At 72.7% G+C, this 15,341-nt stretch carries 9 protein-coding genes; 2 read left to right on the top strand and 7 right to left on the bottom strand.

The annotated features are described in order from the left end of the window. Positions 1–4: 4 nt before the first annotated feature. A complete protein-coding gene (locus KZQ38_RS11355) occupies positions 5–2,047 on the bottom strand; it encodes a DNA gyrase/topoisomerase IV subunit B (protein WP_219440968.1) in 2,043 nt (680 codons plus the stop codon). An 833-nt stretch (positions 2,048–2,880) separates the two neighbouring features. Between KZQ38_RS11355 and KZQ38_RS11350 the strand changes: the two genes are divergently transcribed. Then, on the top strand, positions 2,881–4,935 hold the full coding sequence (locus tag KZQ38_RS11350; protein ID WP_257901188.1) for a hypothetical protein: 2,055 nt from the start codon (positions 2,881–2,883) through the stop codon (positions 4,933–4,935). Between the two features lie 14 nt (positions 4,936–4,949). On the opposite strand, the gene KZQ38_RS11345 is transcribed toward KZQ38_RS11350, so the two are convergent. The 3 genes from KZQ38_RS11345 to KZQ38_RS11335 form a co-directional block, all read right to left on the bottom strand. Continuing rightward, positions 4,950–6,134, bottom strand: a complete 1,185-nt coding sequence (locus tag KZQ38_RS11345) for a tetratricopeptide repeat protein (RefSeq protein ID WP_219440966.1) — start codon at positions 6,132–6,134, stop codon at positions 4,950–4,952. Between the two features lie 257 nt (positions 6,135–6,391). Beyond that, positions 6,392–9,628, bottom strand: a complete 3,237-nt coding sequence (gene icmF, locus KZQ38_RS11340) for a fused isobutyryl-CoA mutase/GTPase IcmF (protein WP_219440964.1) — start codon at positions 9,626–9,628, stop codon at positions 6,392–6,394. Positions 9,629–9,718: 90 nt separating this feature from the next. Then, positions 9,719–10,624, bottom strand: a complete 906-nt coding sequence (locus KZQ38_RS11335; protein ID WP_219440962.1) for a LysR family transcriptional regulator — start codon at positions 10,622–10,624, stop codon at positions 9,719–9,721. A gap of 187 nt (positions 10,625–10,811) precedes the next feature. On the opposite strand from KZQ38_RS11335, the gene KZQ38_RS11330 reads away from it, so the two are divergent. Next, the gene (locus KZQ38_RS11330) at positions 10,812–11,639 is read left to right on the top strand and encodes an LLM class F420-dependent oxidoreductase (protein ID WP_219440960.1); all 828 of its coding nucleotides are present in this window, start codon (positions 10,812–10,814) and stop codon (positions 11,637–11,639) included. Between the two features lie 19 nt (positions 11,640–11,658). On the opposite strand, the gene KZQ38_RS11325 is transcribed toward KZQ38_RS11330, so the two are convergent. From KZQ38_RS11325 to KZQ38_RS11315, 3 genes are all read right to left on the bottom strand, one after another. Further along, positions 11,659–12,243: a TetR/AcrR family transcriptional regulator gene (locus KZQ38_RS11325; protein ID WP_219440958.1), complete on the bottom strand. Its 585-nt coding sequence runs from the start codon at positions 12,241–12,243 to the stop codon at positions 11,659–11,661. 186 nt (positions 12,244–12,429) lie between these two features. Beyond that, on the bottom strand, positions 12,430–13,632 hold the full coding sequence (locus KZQ38_RS11320) for an IS701 family transposase (RefSeq protein WP_443706236.1): 1,203 nt from the start codon (positions 13,630–13,632) through the stop codon (positions 12,430–12,432). A 794-nt stretch (positions 13,633–14,426) separates the two neighbouring features. Next, a complete protein-coding gene (locus KZQ38_RS11315; protein WP_219440954.1) occupies positions 14,427–15,224 on the bottom strand; it encodes a helix-turn-helix transcriptional regulator in 798 nt (265 codons plus the stop codon). Positions 15,225–15,341 lie beyond the last annotated feature (117 nt).

Below are 15,341 nucleotides of genomic sequence, written 5' to 3'. Positions count from 1 at the left end.
TGCGTCAGACGTCGATCGCGGACTGGTCGACCCGGGCGGCCGATTCGACGAGCCACGCCCGGCGCGGCTCCACCTTCTCACCCATCAGCAGTTCCAACGCGGCCTCCGCGGCTTCCGCGTCGTCCATGGTGATGCGGCGGACGGATCGGGTCGCGGGGTTCATCGTGGTCTCCCACAGCTCCTCCGCGTCCATCTCGCCGAGGCCCTTGAACCGGGGCACCGGCTTGACCACGGTCTTGCCCGCCTTCTCCAGCCTGGCCACCCGCTGCTCCATCTCCCGCTGGGTGAAGGTGAAGTGGGTTTCCGGGTTGCGGCCCTTGGTGACCACCTTGTGCAGCGGCGGCATGGCGGCGTACAGCCTGCCGTCCTCGATCACCGGCCGCATGTACTTCGCGAACAGGGTGATCAGCAGGGTGCGGATGTGGGAGCCGTCCACGTCCGCGTCGGCCATCAGGATCACGCGGCCGTAACGCATCGCCGCGAGGTCGAACGTCCGGCCGGTGCCCGCGCCGAGCACCTGCACGATGGAGGCGATCTCCACGTTGCGCAGGGTGTCCGCGAGGCTCGCCTTCTGCACGTTGAGGATCTTGCCGCGCAGCGGCAGCAGCGCCTGGTACTCGGAGACGCGGGCCATGCGCGCCGAGCCGAGGGCGCTGTCGCCCTCCACCAGGAACAGCTCGCTGCGGGCGATGCCGGTGGTGCGGCAGTCCACCAGCTTCGGCGGCATGGCCGCGCCCTCCAGCGCGGTCTTGCGCCGGGCGGCGTCCTTCTGCTGCTTCTGGGTGAGCCGAACGCGGGACGCGTCGACCACCTTCTGGAGCACCACCTTGGCCTCGGACTTGGTGCGGCGGTCCTCGGTCCACGCCTTGAGGTGCTTCTCCACGATGCCGAGCACCACCTTGGTGATGCCGGCGGTGGACAGCTCGTCCTTGGTCTGCGACGTGAACTGCGGCTCGGGGACGCGGGCGTGCACCACGGCCGTCATGCCCTCCAGGACGTCGTCCAGGGTGGGCGGGTCCTCCTTGGGCTTGAGGAGGCCGCGGGTCCGGCCGATGGCCTCCTGGACCGCCTTCAGCGCGGCGCGCTCGAACCCGCGCCGGTGGGTGCCGCCGTGCATGTTCCGGATCGTGTTGGTGAAGCACTCCACCGTGCGCTCGTACCCGGTGCCCCAGCGCAGGGCGATCTCCACCTCGGCCTGGCGCTCGACCTTGGACCGCATCACGCCGTTCTCGTCGGCGGCGTTCTCGTGGTAGATGCCGGTGCCCTTGATCAGCAGGGTGCCGGTGACGGCCTTCTCGTTCGACGGTGCCAGGAAGTCCACCATGTCGGCCAGGCCGCCGGGGAAGTGGAAGGTCTCCTCCGCGATCGCGCCGTCGGTCGCGTCGCGCAGCACGTAGGTGACGCCGGGCACGAGGAACGCCGTGTTGCGCAGCTTCGCCCGGACCGCCTCGACGTCGAGCTTCGCGCCGTTCTCGAAGTAGCGGGCGTCGTACCAGTAGCGGATGGACGTGCCGGTGCGCTTGGTGCGGCCGGTCACGCGCAGGCCCGACTGGCGGGTGAACGCGGCCTTCGGCCCCGGGCCGTCGAACGTGCCGGGCACGCCGTGCGCGAAGGACATCTCGTGCTTCTTGCCCTCGCGCATGACGACCACGTCGAAGCGGTGGGACAGGGCGTTCACGGCCGACGCGCCGACGCCGTGCAGGCCGCCCGAGGTCTTGTAGCCGGAACCGCCGAACTTGCCGCCCGCGTGCAGGCGGGTCAGCACCAGCTCCACCCCGGACAGGCCCGACTTGGCGTGCGTGCCGGTCGGGATGCCGCGACCGTCGTCGTCCACCTGCACGCTGCCGTCGGCGTGCAGCGTCACCACGACGCGCGTGGCGTGCCCGGCCACGCCCTCGTCCGTGGAGTTGTCCACCACCTCGGTGAACAGGTGGTTGATCCCCCTGCTGTCGGTGGACCCGATGTACATGCCGGGGCGCTTGCGAACCGCTTCCAGACCTTCCAGGTGGGTCAGGTCGTCGGCCCCGTACAGGATCTCAGCGGTCACCGGGCAGTTCTCCCCCGAGTCTTGGCGTGCGTCGAGCGGTTCACGGTAGTGGAGGGTAACTTCCGGGACCGACAGTTGAGCGCCCGCACGACGGAGAATCACGTCGTGCGGCTGGTTCGACCTCGGCCGCGGGCCGGTCCCTCCCCTCGACCGTACACGCGCTGTTCATGTGTGGTGACGTTCCGGGGGTGGGGTGAGCGGCCGGCCGGGTGGCGGTGTTCGGGCTGGTTGAGTTCTGGTGCGACCATCCACTGTGGACCGCTTCGGCACCGGCCGCGTTGGGGGCCAAGCGGTGTGGGCGCTCTCGGCGGGACGCGGTCCGGGCGGGGCGGGGTGCGCGGCACGAGGCGAAGACCACACCGGGTCGGGTGGGCGGCCCGCAGTCGAATCGACGGCGTGTCGGGTGCCGCGACCGCGTGAACGCGCGAACCGGGACGGCGGGGCCGCCGGTTCCGGGGCGGTGGGGTCGAGGCACGGGGCGGGTTTCGGTCGGGGCGCGGCGGGGCACCGGGGGCCGACGGTTGGTGGTGGGGTTTGGTCGCCCGCCCGGTGGAGGCGTGGGTGGCGGGGCGGATCGCGGTCGGGGCGCGCGGTGCGCCGGGGTCGCGGGTGCGTCCGCGAACCGGCGGTGGGGAAGGGCTTCGCGGACCGGCCTCCGCGAACCGGCGGTGTGGGCAGTCGCTTCGCGGACCGATTGGTGGGAAGGGCGTGGTGGGGGCCACACGGGGCGGCTGTTGATCGTGGTCGGCTGGTGCGACTTCGCCGCGACCGGGCCGGTTCCGCGTAGAGTGCGGGCGTTCCCGCGCAGTCGTGCCTGGAGGTGATCGGGCGCCTTGATCTTCCGACGTGCCGCGGCCGTGCCGCAGGAGCCGGTGGTGGCTCCTCCGGAACCCGTCGTGGTGGAGCGCGAGCCGGCGCCCGCCCCGGCGCAGTTCTCGGCGTCGTTCGCAGGTGCCGCGCTGGTCGTCGGTCCGCCCTCGGGCGCCGGCGCGGCGGCGGCGAACCTCGCCCGCAACCTGCCCGTCGACCGGGGCCGCACGGTGGTCGTGGTGGACTGCCCGCCCGCCGAGGAGGGCGCGTTCTGGCCCGCCGTGGCGGCGGCGTTGCAGGGGCGCGGGCCGGTGCGCCTGATGACCTCGCACGCGGGCAGCATGAGGCCCACCGCGCCCGCGCAGTGGCTGGCCGACCAGTTGGGCACGGAGGTCGTCGCGGCGGACGGCGCGGTGACGACGGTGCCCGGCGCGGCGTTCGTGGTGGGCAGCGGCGGTTACGGGTGCTGGCTGCGGTTCGCGCCCGGTGCGTCGCCGACGCCCCTGGGCCGCCGCTTCCCGGTGCCGCGGTGGGAGGCGGTGGACCCGAACTCACCGTGGCCGACCGGTGAGGTGGGCGTGTCCGAACCGATCCCGGCCGGGCTGTGGCTGCGGGCGCAACGCGCGCCGTTCGACCCGGCCTCGCCGGACGCGCGGCCGGTGGTGTCGCTGCCCTGCCGCGACAACGTGCTGACCGTGGTGGTCGGCGGTCCCGGCCAGCCCGCGATACCCACCGACGAGGTGTGCCGCCTGCTGGGCGGCCTGTCGGCGGCGGCGCGGTCGCGGGTGCGGCTGGTCTGGTACGGCGGCGAGCACCAGGGCCAGGCGGTCGCCGACCAGCTCGGCGAGCCGATCTCGCTCTACACGGGGCTGCCGGTGGGCGCGCTGCGCACCGGGGCGGCCGTGGTGGCGGTGAACCCGCGTGGCCAGCAGACGTGGCGGCCGTACGTGACGGAGGTGGCGTACGCGCCCGCCGGCGTGCCCACCGTGTCCGGCTACCGGGTGCCGGTGCCGGGGCTGGTGGAACGCGCGCCGGGTGTGTTCGACCTGGGCGGCGGCGTGGTGCTGGAGGTCGTGCCGTCGGGGCTGTGGGTGCGTGACGCCGAGGACAACGGCCCTGAGGTCCGCGCGCTGCCGGTGGACCCGGAGTGGGCGCGGCTGACCGTGGGCTCGCCCGGCAAGACCACGGCGGGTGCGGTCGCGGTGGCGGGCGCGTCGCTGGTGGAACGGCTGGAGCCGGAGGTGCGGCGGCTGCTGAGGGTGGTGTTCTGCGACCCGACGCCACCGCCGCAGCCACCCGTGCCGGAAGCGCCGGCGCCGCCCGCGACGCCGGACGACGCCCCGCCGGTGCCGGTGAGCCTGGACGGCCCGCTGCCGCCGCCGCCCGCGCCGGTGTGGGGCGAGCAGCAGGGCGACGAGGTCGTGCCGCCGGAGCACCGCAGCACCGAGCAGGAGCGGGACGCGTTGCGCCGGATGCTCGGCGAGCGGTACGGCGAGCACGCCGCCGTGGCGTGCCGGCACATCGAGGAGCGCCCCGACGACCCGGAGGCGTTCGAGGCGGTGGTGACGGACCTCGCCGCCGTGTCCGCGTGCCTCGTCCAGGACGAGGAGGTCATGGTCGAGGCGTTGCGCACCGGGCGCTTGGGGCGGCTGTGGCCGTACGCGGCGGCCGTGGTGTCCGGGCTGCGGAGGCTGCCGGTGCACCAGGGCGTGGCGGTGTGCTGGGGTGAGGCACGCCGGTTCCGGACCGGCGACGTGCTGGTGGAGCACGGCCTGCTGGCCGCCGTGTCCGGGCCGACGGTGCCCGTGGACGGGCGCACCGAGTTCGTGCTCTGGTCGGTGACCGGGCGGCGGGTGAACGTGGTCGACTCGTTCGGCAGCGTCGTGCAGGAGCGGGTGGTGTTCCCGCCGGGCACGGCGTTCAAGGTGCTGGCGGTGGTGGAGGCCGAGGAGTCCGCGCCGATGCAGGTGATGCTCCAGGAGGTCGTCGGCCGCCACCACGAGCTGCCGCCGGGCGTGCTGGGCAACCTGGAACGGGCCGCGCTCGCGTTGCGCAACGCGACCCGGGCCGACGCCTAGCACTCGGCGCGCGGTCACCGGGGCGAGGCACCCAGTGCCGCGGCGACGGCGGGCACCGTCGGGTCGATGCGCCACGACAGGCGGTACGACGCGGTGGCTTCCTCGGCGCGTCCCAGGCGGGCCAGGGCCACGCCCCGGTAGAACGCCGCCCGCGCGGCGGGCAGGCCACCCAGCGCGACGCCCGAGGTGAACGCGTCGACCGCCTCGTCCGGGCGGTCGGCGGCGAGCAACGCGTCGCCGCGGATGGCCCACGTGCGGTGGTCGTTGGGGCTCAGCGCGACCAGTTCGCCGGTCGCCGCCACGGCCCGGTCCGGGTGGCCGGTGCGCAGGTGCGTGCGGGCGATGGTCTCGTGCAGCGGGAAGGCGTAGTCGTCCCACGCGAGCCGGTCGAGCGGTGTTCCCGGGCGGGCCGCGTGCTGGCAGGCCGCGGCGCGGTCCAGCAGGTCCCACGTGCCGGGCACGTCACCGCGCAGGAACGGGACGAACGCGAGCGCCCGGTAGTGCGCCTGGCGGGGCAGCGGTTCGTCTGGCGCGGTCCGCTCGACGATCGCGGCGGCCTCGTGCAGGGCCGGGGTTTCCGCGCCCCGGCGGCCGTTGCGGACCAGGACGAACAGGGCCAGCGCGTGCCGGGCGGGCGCGGGCAGGTCGTCCTGGCGCGCGCCCGCCAGGGCGATGTCCTCGACCTCGGCGGACGACGGTCGGGACCAGTGGAGCACCGCGAGCTGCCGCACGGCGAGGTCCGGGTGGAAGCCGGTGAAGCGGGTCATCCCCAGCACCTCCGCCGCGTGCCGCTGGTAGCCCAGGCGCAGCAGCAGGTCCGCCAGCACGCCCCGGTCGCCGGGGTCGGCGCGGAGGCGGTCCACGACCCGCCACCACAGCGGTGACGCGAGATCCGCCGGGAACGCGGCCATGTCCGGGCCCAGCGCGTCGACCCGCCCGTGCCCGACCGCCGTCAGCACGCGCGTCGCCGGGTAGGGGTTGGTGTTGAACCGGGGCAGCGCGGCGGTCGTGCCGTCGGCGACGTGCCGGGCGATGGTGTGCGTGACCTCGGCGAGCCGGGACGAGTGGGCGTCGGGGTCGCCGAGCCCCGGCCACACGCGGCACCGCACCGGCACACCGGCCGCGGCGAGGGCGGCCAACCGCCTGGCCAACGCGCGCGGTCCGGGGTCGGGCGCGTAACGCGGCACGGCACGGTCCACGACCCCTCCCTCACCGCCAATGTAGCCAACGGCTTCGCCGTGGGTGGGGAGCGCTGGTGGGTGGTGAGGGGCCGTGGGCGCGGCGGCGGGCACCGGAACCGCCCGGAGGCCGAAGGAACACCGCCTGGCCGCCGATGCCCGCACACAAGCACCCCGCGGCACGAACCGCCGATGCCGCACGCCGAACCCCGCAGCGCGAACCCCACAGCACGAACCGCGGTGCCCGCGTGCCGGGCACCGGCGGCCCGCCCCGTGCGTCAGACGTTGCGCCGGTACTGGCCGCCCACCTCGAAGAACGCCTCCGTGACCTGCCCCAGCGTGCACACCCGCGCGGCGTCCATGAGGACCTCGAACACGTTCTCCCCCGACTGCGCGGCCTCCTTCAACCGGCGCAGCGCGGGTTCCGCCTCCGCCGCGTGGGCCGCCGCGAAGGCACGCGTCCGCTCGACCTGCGAGCGCTTCTCGTCCTCCGTGGCGCGGGCCAGTTCGATCGACACCTGCTCACGCTCGCCGTCCTCCGGCAGGAACGTGTTGACCCCGATCAACGGCAACGACCCGTCGTGCTTGCGCTGCTCGTACAACATGGACTCGTCCTGGATCCGGCCGCGCTGGTAGCCGGTCTCCATCGCCCCCAGCACGCCACCGCGCTCGGACAGCCGGTCGAACTCCATCAGCACGGCCTCTTCGACCAGGTCGGTCAGCTCGTCGATGACGAACGAACCCTGCAACGGGTTCTCGTTCGCCGACAGGCCCCACTCCTTGTTGATGATCAGCTGGATCGCCATCGCACGGCGCACCGACGACTCGGTGGGCGTGGTGATCGCCTCGTCGTAGGCGTTGGTGTGCAGGGAGTTGCAGTTGTCGTAGAGCGCGCACAACGCCTGGAGCGTGGTGCGGATGTCGTTGAAGTCCATCTCCTGCGCGTGCAGCGACCGACCCGAGGTCTGGACGTGGTACTTGAACTTCTGCGACCGCTCGTTCGCGCCGTAGCGCTCGCGCATCGCCACCGCCCAGATCCGCCGCGCCACGCGGCCGATGACGCTGTACTCGGCGTCCATGCCGTTGGAGAAGAAGAACGACAGGTTGGGCGCGAAGTCGTCCACGTCCATGCCGCGCGCCAGGTACGACTCGACGTAGGTGAACCCGTTGGCGAGCGTGAACGCGAGCTGGCTGATGGGGTTCGCGCCGGCCTCGGCGATGTGGTAGCCGGAGATGGACACCGAGTAGAAGTTGCGCACCTTCCGCCGGATGAACCACTCCTGGATGTCGGCCATCATCCGCAGCGAGAACTCGGTGGAGAAGATGCACGTGTTCTGGCCCTGGTCCTCCTTGAGGATGTCGGCCTGCACGGTGCCGCGCACGTTGGCCAGCGCCCACGCCGTCAGCTCCGCCGCCTCCTCGGCCGTGGGCTCGCGGCCCTCCTCCGCGCGGAACGCGTCGAGGCGCTGGTCGACCACCGTGTTGAGGAAGAACGCCAGGATCGTCGGCGCGGGACCGTTGATGGTCATGGAGACCGACGTGGTGGGCGCGGTCAGGTCGAAACCGGCGTAGAGCGCCTTCATGTCGTCCAGGGTCGCGATGGACACCCCGGACGTGCCGATCTTGCCGTAGACGTCCGGCGGGGTGTCGGGGTCGCGCCCGTACAGCGTCACGGAGTCGAACGCGGTGGACAGCCGGGTCGCCGCCGAACCCTGGGACAGGTACTTGAACCGGCGGTTGGTGCGGAACGCGTCGCCCTCGCCCGCGAACATGCGTGCCGGGTCCTCGCCGTCCCGCTTGAACGGGAACACGCCCGCCGTGTACGGGAAGTGGCCGGGCAGGTTCTCCTTGCGCAGGAACCGCAGCAGGGTGCCGTCGTCGTCGAACCTGGGCAGCGCGACGCGCGGCACCTTGTTGCCGGACAACGTCTCGCGGGTCAGCTTGGTGCGGATCTCCTTGTCCCGCACGCGAACCACGAGTTCGTCACCGGTGTAGTCCTCGACCACCCCGGGCCACGCGGCCAGCAGCTCCGCGGCCACGCCGGCCACGTGCCGCTCCGCGCCGGCCAGCAGCTCGGCGATGGCGGTGGTGTCGTGGCCGGCGGCGGCGAGTTCGTCACGCGCGGCCCGCAGGTGCGCGACCCGCCGCACCGCGTCCACGTGGGTCTCGGTGGCCCGGTGGTAACCACGCACGGTCTCCGCGATCTCCGCCAGGTAGCGGGCGCGGGACGCGGGCACGACGGTCGACGCGGCTGTGGACACCCGGCCCGTCGCGGCGGGCAGCACACCCGCCGACACGCCCAGGCCGCGCTGCGCCAGCTGGTCGCGCAGGTGCTGGTAGAGCGCCGTCACGCCGTCGTCGTTGAAGGTCGCGGCGCTGGTGCCGAAGACCGGCATGTCCTCCCACGGGACGCCGAACGCCTCCCGGTTGCGCACGAGCTGGCGGGCCACGTCGCGCCGGGCGTCCTCCGCGCCGCGCCGCTCGAACTTGTTGATCGCCACGGCGTCCGCGAAGTCCAGCATGTCGATCTTCTCCAGCTGCGACGCGGCGCCGAACTCGGGCGTCATCACGTACAGCGAGAGGTCCACGAACGGCACGATGGCCGCGTCGCCCTGCCCGATGCCGGGCGTCTCCACGACGACCAGGTCGAACCCGGCGGCCTTGCAGGCGAGGATCGCGTCACCCAGGCCGTCGGGCACCTCGGCGCCCGCGCGGCGGGTGGCCAGCGACCGGAAGAACACGCGGTCGCCGTCCAGGCAGTTCATCCGGATGCGGTCGCCGAGCAACGCGCCGCCGCCCCGCCTGCGGGTCGGGTCGACGGCGAGCACGGCCACGCGGAGCTTGTCCTCCTGGTCCAGCCGGAACCGGCGGACCAGCTCGTCGGTCAGCGACGACTTGCCGGAGCCGCCGGTGCCGGTGATGCCGAGGACCGGCACGTCGCGCGCGTCGCGCCGCGCCCGCTCCAGCACCTCGGCGGGCAGCGCGCCCGCCTCGATCAGCGTGATGGCGCGGGCCAGCACGTCGGTCGACCCGGCGAACAGGCCGTCCCAGGACGCGGGCACGTCGGCCGAGAGGTCGTGGTCGCACGCCGCGACCATGGAGTTGATCATGCGGGCGAGGCCGAGTTCCTGGCCGTCCGCGGGCGAGAAGATGCGGGCCACGCCCCGGGAGTGCAGCAGCTCGATCTCCTCGGGGACGATGACGCCGCCACCGCCGCCGTAGACCTTGATGTGCCCCGCGCCGCGCTCCTCGAGCAGTTCGACCAGGTAGCTGAAGTATTCGACGTGCCCGCCCTGGTAGGCGCTGATGGCGATGCCCTGCACGTCCTCCTGGACCGCGGCGTCCACCACCTCGCGGACGGACCGGTTGTGGCCGAGGTGGATCACCTCCGCGCCCTGCGCCTGGAGGATGCGGCGCATGATGTTGATCGCCGCGTCGTGGCCGTCGAACAGGCTGGCCGCGGTCACGAAGCGGACCGGGTGCTGAGGGGTGTGCAGCGGTGCGGCGACAGACACGACGGCTCCTTCGGCAGCGCGTAAGTACCACCAGATTACTAGGACATCCGTCTATCGGAAGTAGTATCGTTCTGTGGGCCGGCTCACCCGCTACCGGGTTACCTCTTCCGGGTACAGGCAGCTGACGCAGGACTGCACGAACACCTCCACGGCCGCCCGGTCGTCCCCGGTGCGCCACACCACCGCCAGGGTGCTCGGCGCGATGCCGGTGACCGGTCGGTACACCACGTCCTCCCGCTGGTACACCTCGGTGTTGCCGGCCGAGACCAGGACCACGCCCAGCCCCGAGGCCACCGCCTCGAACGTCTCGTCCGCCGTCGACGCCTCGCCCACCACCCGCGCCGGCTTCACCCGGTTCTCCATGGCCAGCCAGAAGTCCCGGAGCGGGCCCGCGTCCTGCGGCAGGGCGATGAACGGCTCGTCCGCCAGCGCCGCGAACGGCACCTGCTCCAGGTGCGCCAGCGGGTGCTCGCGGCGCAACGCCACCCACCGCTCCTCGCTGGCCACCACCCGCCACGACAGCTCACCCGAGTTCGGCACCGGCAGCCACGCCACGGCCACGTCCACGTCGCCGCTGCGCAGCCCGACCGCCGGGTCCGCCCACGACACCTGCCGGAACTGGAGCCGCCAGCCGGGCAGGCGCTCCTCCATCCGCGCCGTCACCGCCGGGATGAGGCCGCGCCCGATCCGGGTCTGGAAACCGACCTTGAGCGTGGCCGCGCGCCGCGCCGCCGCGTCCGCCACCGCGTTGCGGGTGTCGTCCCACTCCTGCACCAGCCGCCGCGCACGCGGCAGCAGCTCCTTGCCCGCCGTGGTCAGCACGACGGAGCGGCGGTCGCGCTCGAACAGCACCACGCGCAGCGACGATTCGAGTTGGCGGATCTGCTTGCTCAGCGCGGGCTGGGAGATGAACAGCCGGTCGCGAGCAGCCCTCGTGAAACTCAGCTCCTCGGCGACCGCCACGAAATAGCGCAGGTCCCGGACATGCACGTCCATAGCCGGAAGTTACTACGCCATGCCCTACGGTACTGACGGCCGAGCGTGTCAACCTGCGTGAATCGACTTCGGTCCACCGGGACTTCGGGGAGTCGGGAAAACCACCCGCGACCACCGGTGATCCATAACCGCTGGCTATCAGCACGGATCTTGGACTTGGCGGGTGAGGACCGGTCAAGATTGTGCAATGGAACTCGGCGTGCACGGGCTGAACACGCGCTCGGTCATCGGCCCGGCGGACACCGCCGCGCTGGCCCGGCGCGCGGAGCAGCTCGGCTACGGCTCGTGGTGGACGGCCGACCACGTGGTGCTGCCCACCTCGGTCGAGGCGGAGACGGTCGTCGACCCCCTCGTGCACCTGGGTTTCGTCGCCGCCGTGACCAGCCGCATCGAGCTGGCCACCGGCGTGCTGATCCTGCCCCAGCGCAACCCCCTGGTGCTGGCCAAGCAGGCCGCCAGCCTCGACGTGCTCAGCGGCGGCCGGCTGCGGCTGGGCGTCGGCGCGGGCTGGCAGCGCGAGGAGATGACCGCGGTCGGCGTTCCGTTCACCCAGCGCGGGCGCCTCACCGACGAGCACATCGACGCCATGCGTGCCCTGTGGCGTCACGAAGTCCAGCCGTACCACGGCGAGCACGTGTCGTTCGCGGACGTCGACGCCCTGCCCAAACCCCTCACCGACGGCGGCCCCCATCTCGTCGTCGGCGGGCACAGCGCGGCCGCCCTGCGCCGCGCGCTCACCAAGGCCCACGGCTGGTACGGCATCGGCAACGGCCCGGACGACCTCGCCCGGCACCTCGCGGCGCTGCGCGACGTGCGCGCCGACGTGGACCGACCGGCACACCTCGGCGAACTGGAGGTCAGCTTCATGCACATGGGCGCCGCCACGCTCACCGACGACACCGCCAGGCGGTACGCCGATCTCGGCCTCGACCGGTTGGTGGTGTACCCGCTCCCCATCGGGGACGCCGCGTCGGTCACGGCGTTCCTGGAACGCCATGCGGACCTGCCCCGCTGACCGCCGCGTCCCCCGGCGGTCACGCGGGCAGCAGCAGCTCCACCAGCTCACGCGCCTGTTGGGCGGGCCCCTCCACGCCCATCGACTGGACGGTGGCGTACACACCCTCCATGATCAGCGCGAGTTCGGAGCCCAGGGCGTCCGGGTCCGGCACGTCGCGGGTCCGCGCCAGTTCCCGGGCGAGCTGCCGGAACTGCTCGTGCACCCACGTCTTGGTGGTGATCGCGTTGCGGTGCGCGGGCAGGTCCGGGTTCGGGAACTCGGCCAGGGCCATCAGGAACGGGCACCCGCGCGACCGGTCCGGCTGCACCTGGTGGATCAGCTCGTCGAACACCGCCAGGATCCGGTCCCGCGGGTCCCGGCCGTCGTCGGCCGACGCCTGCCGGAACCACGCGCGGTAGTGCGTGTCCGCGCGTGCCAGGTAGGCGGCGACCAGGTCGTCCTTCGAGGCGAACAGCCGGTACAGGGTGGTCGGCGCCACCTCGGCCTCGGCCGCGATGCGGTCGACGCCGACCGCGCGGATGCCGTTCCAGTAGAAGAGGTCGTGCGCGACGGAGAGCACGTGCTCACGCGTCTGCGCGGCGGGCCTGCGCACGGTAGGCATTCCTCGACTCCTTCACCCTCCGAACCTTCGCACCACGGGCTCCCACCCGCTCGGCCCACGCCTCCCGAGCCAGGTTGTGGACCTCTCCCTAACCTAACACCGGATGGGTTCGGGGGCCGGGTGCGCCGCGTCGGTTCGGATTACGCGCCGGGGAAGCGGAACGACGTTGGTCCACTCCCCCAACGGTCACGCGTAGGGGCGCAGCAGCCGCTCCTCCGGGTAGCCCTCGTGCTCCAGGGCCCGCAGCAACCGGTACCCGTGCGCCGCCGACACCAGCGTGGTGTGGTGGTGCCAGCCCTGGAACGAGCGGCCCTCGAAGTGCCGCAGCCCGAACTCCTCGGTGAGCCGGACCACCTGCGCCTCGGCCTGGTCGCGCGCCCGCATCAGGCCGACCAGCTCCCGGATGCCCGCGGCGCCCAGGTTGGTCGTCCAGACGGCACGCGGCCGGGCCTGGCCCGCGGGCCACTCCGCCAGCACGTGCCGCACCCACGGCAGCTTGCCCGGCCTGCCGTCCCCCGCGTGGCCGGACAGGGTCGCCACCACGAAGTCCGACGTGGTGACCGCACCGGTCCGCTCGTCCCGCCAGGACAGCGTCGTGCGACCGCGGCGCGCCGCGGCGGCGACCAGCTGGCCGACGGTGCGCGGCTGGTTCTGCGCGCCCACCAGGTTCACCGGCAGCACCGGCGTGGAGGTGGAGACCTGCGCGAGGTAGCGCATCCCCCGCTCCTCCAGCCCGCCCAGCAGCGGGAAGACGCCCGGGTCACCGCTGAGGTCGACCACCACGGGAGCGACGGGCAACCCCCAGCTGCCCGTCATCTCGTCGAAGGCGTCGAGCAGGTACTGCCAGGTGGGCTTGGACTTCTCGTCGGCGGGCACGCGGGTCTTCGCGCGCCGCTCCGCGTCGTCGTCCCACGCCTTCGGCATCAGCAGCCGCCAGTCGACGGGGCTCGCGCCCTGGTCCCCGGCCAGGAACACCCCCACCGCGCGCTGGCAGTTCAGCATCCGGCCGGCGGTCGGCGCGTACTGCCTGGCCACGGCCACCGAGTTGTCCCCGTTCTTGGGGAACACCACTTCCCGCACCACCCACGCCCGCGGGCGCATCGCCTGGCTCACCTGCTCGGCCAGCCTGCGCCGCACCGGGGCCCACGCCCACGGGCTCTGGTTCACGAACTGCTGCAACGACTGGTCGGCGTCCCGACCGACCACCACCTCCGAGATCCGGCGGATCGACTTGCGACCCGGCACGACCAGCAGCCCCTTGACGTAGGTCTCGGCCCAGCGGCGCTGGTCGGACCTGCCCAGGGTCGTGAACAGCTCCTCGCAGTAGTCCCCGAACCCCACTAAATCGGACGGATCGGCTCCGGCCGAAACCGCTTCGTACCTGTGCACGGTTGGTCCCCTCCAGCATTTCGGATAGCCGCACGGCAGCCCCACAGCGGGGCTCTCATGTCCACGTCGTTCTGCTAGGCACAGCGTTTTCCGAAGGAGGCTCACGGCATCACAAATACTTGTCGACCGTCTCGCGGGCGGGTGCGCCGCGCCTCCGGTGACCCCAGTGCCACCGGCCGCGGCGGGCACGCCGACGGTCGACCCCCATCATGATCGCCCCAGTTCCCCCAGCAACCGGCCCGTACTGACCGGCTGTCCGCGGGTCGAGTCCCGCCCCGCGGACGATCACAGATTTTCAAGCACTCGACGCGATTGTCTAGACTTGACTTGTGGTGGTATCCCCAGTTCCAGTACCGGCCACGGCGGCAGTTACCCCCGATTGCCCCGTTCGGCACCACCGGTTACCTCCGGCGGGCCACCGCCGCCGGACTTCACCGCACAAACGCGCATCAATCCCCCAGTAGGTTCCGAACCCTTTTACCAGCCAACCGCGGACCGCCGGTCGAATGTATTCCGCCGGCGGGCCGGGAACAGCACGGAGTACCCGTGATCCCGGTCGCGAGGACGGTCGGCGCGGACGGCCGACGACTGCGGAGCCACCCCTCGTGCAGGTGGTCGTCGGCATCTGCCCCTCCCGTCGGCGGCGATCGCGCGGTCGCTGCGAACCACCCCGACGCTATCGAGATCTGGTTGCGCGGGCACCAGACCGCGACCGGTTTCCCCCGGCTTCGATGATCCTCGACATAGGGATTCCCGATGGCGGGCGGCCCGCGCGTGTACTTCGTCAAGTCGTCTCACGCCGCCAGGTGCAGCACGACGCCCGCGGGTGCGAACTCGGGTGACTGCATCGGGACCAGGCGGAGTTCCCGCAGGCCCAGCACGGGGTGGCGGAAGCAGCGGGTCCGCGAGCGGCGCTCCCGGACGATGTGCTCGTCCCACCACGGGCCGAATTCCGGGCTCAGCTCGGCCAGCTCGGCGACCCGCCGAGCCATAGCCTCGTCGCCGGGCCAGCGGGCCGCCTCGGTGCGCAGCCGGGCCACCGCGTCGCGTGCCTCGACCTCCCAGTCGACCAGGCGCCCGCGTGCCGTCGGCGACACCAGCAGCCACCGCACGAGGTTCCGCTCGGCCGCGGGCAGCGCGCCCCAGTCGTCGTACCACTCGGTGGCCGCCGGGTTCCACGCCAGCAGGTCGCCCGGCGGGCTGGTGGCGAACACCGGCAGCGGGCAGTCCCGGTAGGACGCGATGACCTGGTGGAGCAGTTCGTCCGCGGAGATTTCGCTCGCCAACGGCAATGGCCGCGCCACGTGGCCGTAGGCGAGGGTGTGCACGTATCGGCGTTCGTCCTCGGTCAGGCAGAGCACGCGCGCGAGCGAGTCCACGACTTCCGGCGAAGGTCGGATGTCGCGGCCCTGTTCCAGGTACGTGTACCAAGTCGGGCTCAGCCCGGCGAGCACCGCGACTTCCTCGCGGCGCAATCCGCGGGACCGCCGGCGCGGACCGGTCGGAAACCCGACGTCCGCCGGATTGAGCCTTTCCCGACGACTTCGCAGAAAGCGCCCCAGTTCCCCCCTGTTGTGACTAGCTGCCTTCATGGACCCTCCCCCAGTGTCCCGGCCGCCGCCGGCCAGTGTAGCCAGGCGGGCTCCCGGGCCGGGGACGGTAGTCGGCGGTTTTCCCGCGTTACCCCGCATATCCGCAAAACGGCTGCC

It is taken from the genome of Saccharothrix obliqua (assembly GCF_019375475.1).
GTDB lineage: Bacteria > Actinomycetota > Actinomycetes > Mycobacteriales > Pseudonocardiaceae > Actinosynnema > Actinosynnema obliqua.
Note: the sequence above shows the minus strand (reverse complement) of the source record. Positions and strands in the feature narration are given on the sequence as shown.

Excerpts from the sequence above, each read along its gene's own strand:
- KZQ38_RS11330 (WP_219440960.1), top strand. The coding sequence starts at position 10,812 with ATGGAACTCGGCGTGCACGGGCTGAACACGCGCTCGGTCATCGGCCCG.
- KZQ38_RS11335 (WP_219440962.1), bottom strand. The coding sequence starts at position 10,624 with ATGGACGTGCATGTCCGGGACCTGCGCTATTTCGTGGCGGTCGCCGAG.
- KZQ38_RS11325 (WP_219440958.1), bottom strand. The coding sequence starts at position 12,243 with ATGCCTACCGTGCGCAGGCCCGCCGCGCAGACGCGTGAGCACGTGCTC.
- KZQ38_RS11315 (WP_219440954.1), bottom strand. The coding sequence starts at position 15,224 with ATGAAGGCAGCTAGTCACAACAGGGGGGAACTGGGGCGCTTTCTGCGA.